Consider the following 12,970-nt stretch of genomic DNA (forward strand, 5'->3'; position numbering starts at 1 on the left):
TTACAGTCCTTGTTGTTTGAGGCGATTTGCGTGTTGTCGATAGAGTGTGACGGGATCAGTTTCGAATAGGTGGTGAATGCCCAAGAGCCCGTTTATTTCATCCAGATGATTCATTTTGTAGTCGTCACGAATCACTTTGCCTAGGTGAGTACTGCATGCACCAACAAGTCCGTCATTGGGTTCGTCGAATGCCCAGCCGAGTATCACCATCGCTCCATCAGTTGGATCCAAAAGGTTGGTAAAAGTGGAAGATCCTGTCCATGAGTAGTAATAGACGCCATTGCTGGCGAGAAGATCCCCATTGCCACATGCAGTAGTAGGAATGCCATATGGATGATGCTGATTGAATGCCAGAGAGCCTTCAGTCGTCAGTGCCTCCAAAGAGGCCAAAGGATCTTGCTCAAGATCTGTACCTCCTGACAGGAGATTGATAAGAGTGGTTAAACCCCCAGCAAGTTTTACCGCTAATCCTTCTAAGCCAGAACCCTCAGGGACAGTTCCTCTTACCAGATCGGCGACTTTTGAGCCTTTGTTTACACCACCAATACTAGTGACAGAGGCGACAAGGTCCGGTCTCACGGATGCAACGTACCGAGCCGTTGGTCCACCATGACTATGGCCTATGAGGTTGACTTTAGTCGCCCCAGTAGCGGCGAGCAGTGTTTCTACTTGTTTGAGAAGTTGCTCGCCTCTGACCTCAGTACTGTTAGAGGCAGATACCTGAGCAACGTAGACAGTCGCGCCGTCTCGGGTTAGCGAGTGCGGTATTCCGTAGAAATAGTCGACACCAGCGAGAGTATCAAAGCCGAAGAGTCCGTGGACGAGGACAATGGGATGTTGAGTTTGTGTATAACCACCTGCGTGGGCAAGGTTGGTGAGTGTCGGTTGTCCAATTGCGAGTGCGCAAGTCAGGACAAGTGAGTAGATCAGTTTCAATGTTAGCTCCTTCTGGTATGACCTCTGATGAGATATTTAAACGTAGAAGAAAAATTGAGCTATACGAAATATGAATAGTTAAAGAAAGATTAAAACGTGATGTTGAATTAAAAACCAACAGCTTTAATTAACGAAAGGTTTAAGCAAGTCATTTTGATTTAAATATTAATAAAATCAATACATTAAAAAGCCTCGCGAGCGAGGCTAAATAATCAATGGTTTGAAGGTACTAGGCGGTCGCTTCTTTTTCGAGAACCAGAGCGTTGTATCGTTCTAGCCCTGCTTCTAAATCAGCGATCAGGTCATCGACGTCTTCAAGTCCAATATGGACACGAATCAGGGTTCCCTCAAAGTTAGGGTTAGCAACGGTACGCAGACTATTGAAGCTCTTCGGTTCATTGGCAAGAATTAGACTTTCAAAGCCACCCCAAGAATACCCCATACTAAAATGCTTCATTCCATCTAAAAGGGCAGTCGTTGCTCTTGGGTAACTGGTTTTTAACACAAATGAAAATAGGCCATTTCCACCGGTAAAATCACGTGTGAAAAACTCGTGACCAGGACAAGTTTCAAGAGCAGGGTGGCGAACATGATCGACTTCTGGTCTGTTTTGAAGCCACTGCGCCACTTTCAAGCTGTTTTCCGCGTGTTGACGCAAGCGTACATCCAAAGTGCGAATTCCGCGTAAGCCTAAGTAGGCATCGTCAGGAGACACGCACTGACCCATCAGGTAGCTTTGTTCACGTAACTGATCCCAATATTGCTCGCTGGCTACCGCAGTGCCAAGCATCACATCTGAGTGTCCGACAATGTATTTGGTTGCCGCTTGAATTGAAATATCAACACCATGCTCAAATGGAGAGAAATTCACCCCAGCCGCCCAAGTATTATCGAGCATAACGATGATGTCGTGTTGATGTGCAATGCTAGACAGAGTAGGTACGTCTTGTACTTCCATGGTGATAGAGCCCGGAGACTCAAGGAAGAGAACTTTTGTGTTTGGTTTGATGAGTTCTTTGATCCCATCCCCAATTGTTGGTTCGTAGTAAGTGGTTTCTACGCCCATTTTCTTGAGGATTTTATCGCAGAAGTCGCGCGTGGGTTCATAACAGGTATCGACCATCAGAATATGATCGCCTGTTTCAACAAAAGACAAAATAGCATTAGAGATAGCGGCGGTGCCACATGGGTAAAGGGCGCAACCTGCACCCCCTTCGATCTCTGTCATTGCATCTTGGAACGCAAAGTGAGTCGTGGTGCCACGGCGACCATAAAACAGAGTTTTGTTTGCTCGGTTCACCGTTGCGTGATGCTTTTCTGCAACGGTGTTAAAAACGACGGTTGAGGCTCTTTGAACGGAAGGGTTAACCACACCGTTAGTCCACTTTTTATCGCGACCAGCGGTAACGAACTTGGTCTGCTTACTTTCTGACATCGGAAGTCCTTATCGAATACTTTACCTTATTTAAACCACGGCAAAGCATGAATAGCAAGGGATTAAAGCAGAGGATTAAACAGATAAAATACACGCTCTAAAAAGCGAGAGAATAGCGTTCGCTTTTTCCATTCTTCGATATCAACGATATGTGAATCTTCCATATAACTTTGCTGGAGCCAGAACATCTCTTTTGTGAAAGCAAGATCATCAATGGCTAAAGTGAGTTCGAAATTGAGCCATAAGCTTCTCATATCCATATTTACTGTCCCAACGAGGCAAAATTCCTCATCAATGACAACCGATTTTGTATGGAGTAATCCACCGTAAAACTCGTAGATCTTGACACCTGCGCTTAGCAGCTCGCTATAAAATGCGCGTGACGCCCATTGAACCATTAACGAGTCATTTTTGTGTGGAATGATAAGTTCTACATTAATTCCACGCTGGGCTGTCATCTTAAGAGTCTCAAGTAAGTCAGAGCTCGGGACAAAATAAGGGGTCGTGATTCGAACCGAGTGGTTAGCCTGATTAATCGCAAGCGTTAAAACTTGAGAAATCAAATGTTCCGGCATACCAGGACCTGAAGGGACTACTTGCACGGGATGTTGCGGCTCGTCAGGGTTAATACGGCATTCTGGAATAGAAGGGAAGGCACGTGAACCCGTTTCAACTTCCCAGTCCCAGCAATGAATAGCGGAAAGGACATTAACAGTAGGGCCAGTAACGCGAATCATTATATCGATCCACTGTCCAACACCAGAATCTTGCTTAAAGTAGGCGGGATCGACGAGGTTCATTGAACCTGTGTAGGCGACTTTTTCATCTATAACGATAATTTTTCTATGTTGACGCAGATCTAAGCGTCGCAGGAAGATACGCCATGGGCTGACTTCTAGTGCCTGAACGACCTCTACCCCCGCACTGCGCATCATTTTCAACCATTCGCTGCGAAAGAAGCGTGGGCTGCCTGCGGAATCCAGTAGCAATTTAACATTTACGCCACGTTTTGCGGCACGAATCAGAGTGGAAGCCACCGAATCGGCCAATCCACCTGGATGCCAAATGTAGAAAACCATGCGAATACTGGTTTGCGCATTTTCTATATCTTCGATGATTGAGCGCAGAATATCGTCGGGCGAGCTTTGTAAAGAAAGGGAGTTACCTGACAGAGCGGGTAGGCCTAGGCGGTTGTTACAAAGCTCATCAATTCGATAAATATGACGACCAAAGCTCTCTGGGGAGTGAGCATGACAGTCGTTAAGGTTCGAGAACCAGTCAGCGAAAGGAGAGAGCATCTCCTTCGCACGTTCTGCTCTTTTCCGACCAAGGTTGAGTTCACCAAATAGGAAATAGCAGGCAACGCCGAGAATAGGGATGATATAAATGATCATCAGCCAAGCCAGCGAAACACTCACTGCACGACGCTTTAGCACCACTCGAATTGTCACACCGGCAACCAGAATCCAGTAAAAGACAATCCCAGCAAGTGTAAGAAAGTGATAAAACTTTTCCATTCAGTAACCTAGGTAATCCAATGCTATCCAATATTAGAACTCTGGACGAAGGACGACAAGCGACAAATTTTCAAAGAATGTAACGAACAGGAAGTAGAAAGAAAAAGAATGATTCTGTTATGAGAATGTAAAATCTGGTGTATAGTAGATGTTAAAGGCTAAAAAAGCAGCATTTAAACATATTAATTACATTTGTGGTGGAAAAATACACTAATTGGGCTTCCAATTTTAATCTTAAACTGCTTTACTTGCCATAACGTTAGCGTCACTGATAATTTTATTAAGTGTAAAAATAATTATACACCACTTTTTAAGACGCCTAACAGAAGCAAACACAACTTAGAAAACGATTTAATGGAGTAACCGTGGCTACTAGTTCAAGTGCACAGGCCCGTGATACATGGGGGTCTAAATTAGGCTTCGTTATGGCCGCAGCAGGTTCTGCTGTTGGTTTGGGCAACATATGGAAATTTCCTTATACGGCGGGTGAGAGCGGCGGCGGCGCGTTCGTTGCAATTTACCTTCTTTTTGTAATTTTTATCGGCTTTAGCGTAATGTTAACGGAATTCGCTATTGGCCGTAAGACAGGTCTATCAGCTGTAGGTGCCTTTAAAACGACAGACCGTCGTTGGACATTTACAGGTGTTATGGGTGTGTTAAGTGGTCTACTAATCATGGGTTTCTACCCAGTGGTTGGTGGTTGGGCACTGGCATACATCTTTAAAGTGGGTGGTGGTCTACTAAGCGCTCCTGAAGCAATCGGTGATAGCTTTGGTGGCTTTATTTCAGACCCTGTTCAGCCTCTAATGTGGATGGGTATCTACTTGATGCTTAACATCGCTATCGTTATGAAAGGTGTTTCTGGCGGTATCGAGAAAGCAGGTAAGATCCTAATGCCTCTACTATTCCTAATCCTGATCGTTGTATCAGTGAAAGGTCTAATGCTACCTGGTGCAATGGCAGGTCTTGAGTTCCTGTTCATGCCAGACTTCTCTAAAGTAGACAGCAGTGTAGTACTTGCAGCTCTAGGTCAAGCGTTCTTCTCGCTAAGTCTAGGTATGGGTTGTATGTTGACTTACGGTTCTTACTTGAAGAAGAAAGAGAACCTAGTTCAAACAACGGGTATGGTTACTGCGATGGACACAGGTGTTGCAATCCTAGCGGGTGTGGCGATGTTCCCAGCAATGTTTGCATTCGGTATGGAGCCAGCAGCAGGTCCAGGTCTAGTATTCGTTGTTGTACCTCAGCTATTTGCTGAAATGGGCGGCGTAATTGGTCTTCTGTTCGCACTAATGTTCTTCATTGGTCTTACCGTAGCGGCACTGACTTCTTCTGTATCTCTACTTGAAGTAGTAGTTTCTTACCTAATCGATGAGAAAGGTATGAAGCGTTCTACAGCGGTAATCAGCGCAAGTGCGGTAATGGCAACGCTATGTGTGTTCGCATCACTTTCTCTAGGTGGTGTAGGACCAACGCTATTTGGCACTGGTGCATTCGATATCTTTGACCTGTTAACTGATAAGATCTTCCTAGCGGTTGGCGGTATGTTGGTGTGTATCTTTGCTGGCTGGCGTCTATCACGCTCAGAGCTTGAGAAAGAGATCACTAACGATGGTGAAGTTTCTTTCCCACTGTTTGGTCTATGGTACAACCTAGTTAAGTACATCATCCCAGTAGCAATCGCAATCGTAGCATTCATGGGCATTAAGTCTGGTTTCGATAGCGGTAAAGGTGAAATCATGCTGTTAGGTATTGGTATCATCGCTCTAGCCGGAGTCTTCTCTAAGAAGCTTTAAACTAGAAGTCGTACTAAAGTTAAACAAAACCTCCCAACTGGGAGGTTTTTTCGTTTCTATCAGCTACTTTTATTAAAGAGTCTTATCACTAAGCCGATAATATTCGGTATCGGAATGTAATCCAAATGTAAGTCGTTAAGGAAGGTGCTTTGTGAAGTGGTCTGTACGGAAAAAACTCTATGCTGGCTTTGGTTGCGTCTTAGCCATCATGACAATCATGGCAGGGGCTATTTGGTCAGAAGTGACTCAGTCGCATGACGTCGCGTCAGAGATTCGCCATGATGATGTGCCTGAAGTAGTGGGGTATCTAATCCTAATTGATGAAGCGGGTGACGTTTATCGTGATGCGACAGGAGCTATCACTGGCGTAGCGAGTGCGTTAGGCGATTACCAAAGGAATAAACAAGAGTTTTGGGATGCGATCACAGCAGTGAAAAAACTGGAAACTCCTGGCGGGGCTGATCATCAACGTATTGAACAGATAGAACGCCTGATGACAGGCTTCACTCAAGGCTTTGAAAGAGACATAGTGCCGCTTCTTGGTGATAAAAGTGCGCTAGAGCAAGAGATTACCGAACTACGCAGTCTTTATGAAGAATATCTAACACCTATCGAAGCCCTACTTGATGAGGCATCATCGGCTGAAATTACTGAGACTGATGCTTCTCTCCTTTATCTCACCGATTCGTTTGATACGATTGAAAATACCATTGCTATTTTGTTTGTAATCGCATTAGTCCTCACTTGCATTATTGCCTACTGGCTATCTAATTCCATTACAACCCGCTTATCCAACCTTGATTCTGTGGCGCAGAAAGTGGCAGAAGGGGACTTAACTGCTGATGATATCGTGGACGATTCGGGAGATGAACTGGCGAATCTGGCCAGCTCAATCAATAAAATGCAATCATCATTGACCACACTGATTGGCTCTATCTCGTCTGTTTCCAGCCAGGTTCAACATGTGACTGCCGACCTATCTAATGTCAGTCAAGATATTGTAGCAGGTGCATCGTCACAGGCTGATAAGGCTAACCTGATTGCGACCGCGGCAGAAGAACTCAGTTTAACTATCTCTGAAGTGGCGCAACAGGGTTCGGCAACGTTTGAAGAAGCGCAGAAGTCTGAGCAAAGCGCGGAATCGGGTCGTAACGTCATTACTGAAATGGTGGATTCCATTCAACAGGTGAGTTTGCAGATGACGGAGATGTCGACGCAAATGAACGAGCTTGGTGCACATGGTGAGCAGATTGGGTCGGTTATTCGCGTTATTGAAGGTATTGCAGAGCAGACAAACTTGCTTGCATTGAATGCAGCAATTGAAGCCGCAAGGGCAGGTGAATTTGGTCGCGGGTTTGCTGTCGTTGCCGATGAGGTCCGAGCTTTAGCCGAGCGAACAACGACGGCAACACAGGAAGTCGCAGGGATAATCCAGCAAATTCAAACTGGTACGCAAGAAGCGGTGACCTATACACAAGAGAACTGCAAACTGGTAGAAATTGGTGTGGAGCGTAGCTCTGGTGCGGTTACTGCGCTGGAAGAAATCGTCGCTGGTGCGGCCAATGTTCAATCTATGGTCAACTCCATTGCGACAGCAGCGGAAGAGCAAACTGCTGTTACTAAAGAGATTGCTGCCGATATCACCGCCATTAGTGATATTTCTGAGCGTTCACTGCAATTAGCCAACAGCAGTTCAGATAATGTTAACGGCTTGAACTCAAAAGTCGCGGAGCTAGAGAGTTTAGTTAGTAGATTCAAACTGAGCTAAACCAAGCGAGACTGGCTTTCACAAGGAGAATGGGTATACTCATGCCTCCGAAGTGGAGCCAGTCAAATGTTTGATATTTTATATACCCATCCTGACTTTATCGTCATCAATAAACACCCTAATGTTTCCGTACACAAAGATGATGGCGATACCATGCTACTGCAAGAGGTGGCTAAGCAAACCAAAGATAAGCAGCTTTTTCTTATTCACCGTTTAGACAAAATGACGTCGGGCATCTTATTGCTTGGAAGAAGCTCGTCTGCTGCCAGAGAATTATCGAGTCTTTTTGCTCAGCGTAACGTCGAGAAATTCTATCTCGCCATTGGCTGTAAGAAACCAAAAAAAAAGCAAGGCTTAGTGAGTGGTGATATGGAACGTTCTCGGCGCGCTGCTTGGAAATTAGTTAACAGTCAAAACAACCCCGCTGTCACTCAGTTTTTTTCTACGGCCTCGTTACCAGGGGAGCGGTTGTTTGTGTGTAAGCCGCATACAGGTAAAACGCATCAAATCCGCGTCGCGTTAAAGTCCGTGGGTTCGGGCATTGTGGGTGACCCGATATACAACAGCGGTAGTGACTCTGATCGTGGTTATTTGCACGCGTTTGCACTTCGTTTCGAGTTCAATCACCAAGCGTATGAGTTTGTGTGTGATCCACGCAGCAACACCTTGTTGGGTGAAAAGTGGAATGATGAAATTACCAGCCAAGGCATTGAGGCTTGGCTAAAACCTTGGGAGCTATCATGGCCGAAGATCAACAAGTAATGCCTGTACCTATGCAGTCAGAGCAACTTCCTATCTTTTTTGAACAATTGAAACGCCAACTTGAAATCGCACCGAACGAGGTTCGCCGCCTGTTTCATGGTCGTGGGCGTAAATTCACAGGCTTAGAGCAACTAACCTGTGATTGGATTCAAGGTCAGCTCATTGTCAGCCTATTTAAGCAGGTTAGCGACGATTTTATTGAAGAGTTAAAGCAAGGGCTGACGACCTTATCTGAAAGTGAGTTATGGCAACAGAAGCAAGGGAAAGTCATTGTCGTTCAGTATCGTTATGCTGAAGGCGCGCCGTCAGAAGTATTATTAGGTGAATTGGACAATCGACCTGTTGTCGAAGAGTCAGGCTTAAAATATCAGCTTGATATTGGGCGTAACCAGAACTTTGGTTTATTTCTGGATATGCGTCTTGGTCGTGACTGGGTAAAAGCTCACGCCAAACATAAAAATGTCCTCAACCTTTTTGCTTATACCTGTGGCTTTTCTGTTGCTGCGATTGAAGGCGGGGCAGACCAAGTAGTGAATGTGGATATGTCTCGCTCTTCATTATCGAAAGGACGCGAGAACCATAAATTAAATGGTCACAACGTTAATCAAGTTAAGTTCTTAGGCTATGATATTTTCCGTTCATGGGGAAAAATCAGAAAAATGGGTCGCTATGATCTGATCGTGATTGATCCCCCTTCATTTCAAAAAGGCAGCTTTGCTTTAACTAAAGATTACAAACGTATTCTTAGAAAGTTGCCTGAATTATTAGCGGAAGGTGGTGAAGTGATTGCATGTGTTAACTCTCCTCAAGTCACAAGTCAGTTTTTAATCGACAGCATGCAGGAAGAAGCACCGCAATTAAGCTTTGTCGAACGTTTGGATAACCCAGCGGAATTTGAAGACATCGATCCCGAGGCTTCGTTGAAAGTACTCAGGTTTAAGTAAAAACAAACGAACTAGAGTTGTTAAAGCGCCTACTTAGGCGCTTTTTTATCTCAATAACAAGAATTTTTTCATCTTTAAGTTATTGCAACTGACTATTGTGAGAAATTTCGCACAATAAACTGATAGATCTTGGTTTTTTGAGAGAAGTAACTAAATGTAACGGCTTTCATTTTGTCTCAAAAGTAAGACTTTGGTCTCTAGATGATATTTAATAGATCTATATAAGATCTATTATTATATGAATTAATAATTAAAAACATAATTATAAGAAAAGCCCTACATATAATTGATAAATTTTTGATCTATTTCTGGTTGAATTTATAAATTTATCCATTTTTTCTTTGTTTATATTATTTTTTTAATTTAATTAAGATTTATTTTTTGATTGATTGCCTGTTTTTAAATTACTAATATGCGCCACCTAAATTTTATTGATTCATTTCTATCAAATCTAATTTGATTTGAAATTGAATATAAAACCCATAATTCAAAAGGAAAGAGCATGTTAACTAAACTATATGTAAACGCTAAATTAGCCCTAGAAAACTACAAAAATGACGAGCGCGGTGTAACTGCAATTGAGTACGGTCTTATTGCGGCAGGTGTTGCCGTGGTCGTTGGTGCTGCTTTCCTAGGAGATGATAGTATTTCAACGCGCTTAGGAAACATTTTTACAGACGTTAAGGATGCTCTAGAAGCAGGAAAAGCGTAATTTTTGCATCTAGGCTTGAGTGGCTAATCGTTTTAGCCACTCTTTCTCTTATTGCGATATACGTTGATATCAATGAGAGAAAAATCAGTAATAGGGTTTGCTTCCTTATTGCAATTGTCAGCTTTGGCTACGCCTATTTATATTCTGAAGTTCAAATTATATCGCCAGCTATTATTTTATTAGTTGGGTTATTACTTAGCCAGTTCAACATCTTAGGTGGTGGGGACTCAAAGTTATTTAGCGCTTACGCGATCGCGATAGAGCCGCAAGTGTTGCCCATAGCTCTTATCACTATCTGTTTGATTGGAGGCTTGGTCAGCTTGGCTTATTTGATAAAGAAAATGCTTAGTAGCAACACATTCAGTGGCATCCCCTATGGAATCGCTATTTCTGCTGGCGGGTTAGTCGGCATCGTTGCTTCTATGTAGGGAGTTCAATTGAAGAAGAAAGTAATTCTTGTTGTAGCAAGCTTTGCAGTTCTTTTTGGTCTGTTCGGACTGGCGGGAACGTTAAGCAGTTCTCCGAAATCTAATGTGCAACCTGAAACCAAAATAGAAGTCTATGTATCAGTTTGGCGCTTGAATAAAGATGTCTACCTTGGCGATAAGGTAGAGCGAAATGACTTAGAGCTAGTTCGTTTACCTGAGCGTGAAGCCAATGCTTTAGGTGTGGCGAAAGATATGTCATTTGATTTTGCAACTGGGGCTATTTATGCCCAAAACCTTAAAGCTGGTGACTTGGCCTTTAAAGAGCGGATTGTCGCACCAGACCAAGAAGGTTATGTCGATCTCGTGATTGGTGATAATCGCGTTCCTTACGCAATTAAAGTGCAGCCGCAATCAATAGTGGGGGGCGTGATTACCCACGGCACAATGATTGATGTTTTAGCGCTCTCATTACCCACTGAATTCTCGCTCGAAACGGCAGAGACCCAAGCAACACGTAAGCGAAATATGTTTGTTACCCCGGTACTCACTGGTGTCAAAGTATTGCAAGTAAACAAAAGCGTAATCGATGCGACTCGCACCAGCCCTGCAACGAGTGAAATTAACTTAATCCTTGAGCTGACTCGTAAGCAAGTTGCGACCATTACTGTGGCAAAAAGAATCTCTGAACTTGAAGTTCATAAATCTATCGGTGAATACCAAAAGTCAGATCTCCATGCTGATGCGGGTGATGTGCTATCTAACTTCAAATCTGTGGTCGAATATCGTTCGAGCGATGTAACCATTAACTGAGGCTTCAATGAAAAAGTTACTTATCTCTCTTTGTGCCTTATTTTTTTTAGTACCTTCTGTTTCAAACGCGCAAAGAAGTACCTATCTCTCTGAAGGTGAGATGGAAATAATCTCAGTTGGCGAAGATATAGAATCAGTCTTTATTTCCAACCCAAAAGTGGCTGACTATCAAGTGATTGATAAACGCAAAGTTGCTTTGTTTGGCAAAGCCTTAGGTGAGACTGGATTCGCTGTATTTGGCACTAGCGGAAAGACACTCACTAAACGCAAGGTGACAGTGAATACCTCGCTAACAGAATTAGAAAACCAAGTTCAACTGTTGTATCCCAATGCCAATGTAAAGTTGACTCATATCGGTGACAACGTTGTCTTAACTGGCACCGTTGCAAACGAAAAAACCAAAGATGCCATCAATCAGATGGTGGGTGAACTGTTAGAGAAAGAGAAAGAAGAGTTCACGATAGAATGGAATCGTGGTGAGGACGATTATGAAATGGAGTTTATGAAGCGCTTTCATTTCACTGGCGTTGTTAATCAGATCGAAGTCGTGACCCAAAAACAAGTTAACGTAAAACTGTCGATTGCCGAAGTGTCTCACTCATTCCTTGAAGAATTTGGTGTTCAGTACGGTAGCCAAGGCCAGAGTGCGGGTGTCTTTGTTAATCCGCTAACCTCATTTAGTGCTTCGGATATTATTTCTGTTATTACCGCTATGGGTAATGACACTGTCGGACAAATTCTCGCCCAGCCGAATCTTTCCGTTATGTCTGGTGAAACGGCGAACTTCCTAGTCGGTGGAGAACTACCAGTCGTCACAGTAGTCGATGGAACGACTAACGTTGAGTACAAAGAGTTTGGTATCCGTCTTGACCTTATGGCCAAGGTGCTTGAAGACGACAAGATTAAACTGTCGTTAATGCCAGAAGTGAGCTCGCTAGATACCCAGTACAGTAACGCTTCTTACAATTTGCCCGCATTAAAAACTCGCCGTGCCAGAACCACTGTTCAACTTGCTGATGGTAAAAGCTTTGTTTTGGGTGGCTTGCTGAGTACCGAAGATAAAGAATCATTAAGCCAAATTCCATTTATTGGTGAAATTCCGGTGTTAGGTGCACTGTTCCGTTCTTCAGGCACGGAAAGAACACGTACCGAACTTGTGATTGTTGCGACGGTCAATCTTGTTCAGCCAGTTGAGCCTAGTGCCATCCAACTACCAACAATGCAGAAAACCACGAGTCTTGAGCGTTTTTTGAATGTTGAGCTGAATGGTTCAGATTCAGAACAAAACAAATGGGCAAATGAAATCTACGCGACCGGAGGCTTTAAGCTATGAGGAAGATTACTCATAAATCTCTTTGGCAAGTGGCGAGTTTGTGCGCGCTATTTGTTTTGGCTGGCTGCGCAGAAACAGTCTCAACCCGAGAAGGTCAAGCTATTCACACAGTGCCAATGGTTTATACCTGGTCTGCTTCATTTGAGCAGGTGGGTCTAGAAAATGCTAAGCAAGATGTGCGCACACTGATCAATAAGAACTGGGACTTAGTCGTGAGCAAAGGGCTAGATCTCCAATGGTCGACAAATCGAGGTAAGCAGCTTGCAACTTCTCTTCGCCAGGAGCTAATCGAACGTGGTGTTGATGCAAAGCATATCTCGTTCAGCCAAGAGAGCTTAGGTAACAATAAAGGTGTCGCTGTTCGGTTTCATTACACCAAGGTGGTCACTGAGCTGTGCACGCCAAGTAAAATCGGCCAGTTCGGCGCGTACTCTGAAGGTTGCTTTGCTGAAAATGCGCGTTGGCAAGCAATGGTAAATCCAGAAAAAATGCTGTCACCACAGCCTGTTGCTAAGTAGGGGACAAATTT

Annotated in this window: 12 protein-coding genes and 1 pseudogene; 10 read left to right on the forward strand and 3 right to left on the reverse strand. The window is 43.8% G+C overall.

From position 1 onward, the window contains the following. The 3 genes from LYZ37_RS05645 to cls form a co-directional block, all read right to left on the reverse strand. Complete coding sequence (locus LYZ37_RS05645) at nt 1-936, reverse strand: esterase/lipase family protein (RefSeq protein WP_272786833.1); 936 nt, start codon at nt 934-936, stop codon at nt 1-3. A gap of 229 nt (nt 937-1,165) precedes the next feature. Further along, entirely contained in the window at nt 1,166-2,371 is a 1,206-nt protein-coding gene (locus LYZ37_RS05650) for a cystathionine beta-lyase (protein WP_239826086.1), read from the reverse strand. Nucleotides 2,372-2,433: 62 nt separating this feature from the next. Next, nucleotides 2,434-3,888: a cardiolipin synthase gene (gene cls / locus LYZ37_RS05655; RefSeq protein WP_272786834.1), complete on the reverse strand. Its 1,455-nt coding sequence runs from the start codon at nt 3,886-3,888 to the stop codon at nt 2,434-2,436. A gap of 425 nt (nt 3,889-4,313) precedes the next feature. On the opposite strand from cls, the gene LYZ37_RS05660 reads away from it, so the two are divergent. The 10 genes and pseudogenes from LYZ37_RS05660 to LYZ37_RS05705 all read left to right on the forward strand — a co-directional run bounded on the left by LYZ37_RS05660 (nt 4,314) and on the right by LYZ37_RS05705 (nt 12,959). After that, nucleotides 4,314-5,684, forward strand: coding sequence for a sodium-dependent transporter (locus LYZ37_RS05660; RefSeq protein ID WP_216607412.1), 1,371 nt, complete (start codon nt 4,314-4,316; stop codon nt 5,682-5,684). Nucleotides 5,685-5,835: 151 nt separating this feature from the next. Continuing rightward, nucleotides 5,836-7,452: a methyl-accepting chemotaxis protein gene (locus tag LYZ37_RS05665; RefSeq protein WP_272786835.1), complete on the forward strand. Its 1,617-nt coding sequence runs from the start codon at nt 5,836-5,838 to the stop codon at nt 7,450-7,452. A 66-nt stretch (nt 7,453-7,518) separates the two neighbouring features. Then, nucleotides 7,519-8,214: a TIGR01621 family pseudouridine synthase gene (locus LYZ37_RS05670; RefSeq protein WP_272786836.1), complete on the forward strand. Its 696-nt coding sequence runs from the start codon at nt 7,519-7,521 to the stop codon at nt 8,212-8,214. A gap of 11 nt (nt 8,215-8,225) precedes the next feature. Continuing rightward, nucleotides 8,226-9,158, forward strand: a complete 933-nt coding sequence (locus tag LYZ37_RS05675; RefSeq protein ID WP_272787147.1) for a class I SAM-dependent methyltransferase — start codon at nt 8,226-8,228, stop codon at nt 9,156-9,158. 502 nt (nt 9,159-9,660) lie between these two features. Continuing rightward, nucleotides 9,661-9,870, forward strand: a complete 210-nt coding sequence (locus LYZ37_RS05680; RefSeq protein WP_272786837.1) for a Flp family type IVb pilin — start codon at nt 9,661-9,663, stop codon at nt 9,868-9,870. A gap of 83 nt (nt 9,871-9,953) precedes the next feature. Further along, nucleotides 9,954-10,130, forward strand: a pseudogene (locus LYZ37_RS05685) (A24 family peptidase); the annotation flags it as partial. 9 nt (nt 10,131-10,139) lie between these two features. Further along, a complete protein-coding gene (locus LYZ37_RS05690; protein ID WP_272786838.1) occupies nt 10,140-10,298 on the forward strand; it encodes a hypothetical protein in 159 nt (52 codons plus the stop codon). A 9-nt stretch (nt 10,299-10,307) separates the two neighbouring features. Further along, nucleotides 10,308-11,108, forward strand: a complete 801-nt coding sequence (gene cpaB, locus LYZ37_RS05695; protein ID WP_272786839.1) for a Flp pilus assembly protein CpaB — start codon at nt 10,308-10,310, stop codon at nt 11,106-11,108. A 7-nt stretch (nt 11,109-11,115) separates the two neighbouring features. Continuing rightward, nucleotides 11,116-12,441 carry a type II and III secretion system protein family protein gene (locus LYZ37_RS05700; protein WP_272786840.1) on the forward strand — a complete coding sequence of 442 codons (1,326 nt, stop codon included), beginning with the start codon at nt 11,116-11,118 and terminating at the stop codon, nt 12,439-12,441. Continuing rightward, a complete protein-coding gene (locus LYZ37_RS05705) occupies nt 12,438-12,959 on the forward strand; it encodes a hypothetical protein (protein ID WP_272786841.1) in 522 nt (173 codons plus the stop codon). Before LYZ37_RS05700 ends, LYZ37_RS05705 begins: the two co-directional genes overlap by 4 nt. Nucleotides 12,960-12,970: the final 11 nt, after the last annotated feature.

This window comes from Vibrio tubiashii, assembly GCF_028551255.1.
Classification (GTDB): domain Bacteria; phylum Pseudomonadota; class Gammaproteobacteria; order Enterobacterales; family Vibrionaceae; genus Vibrio; species Vibrio tubiashii_B.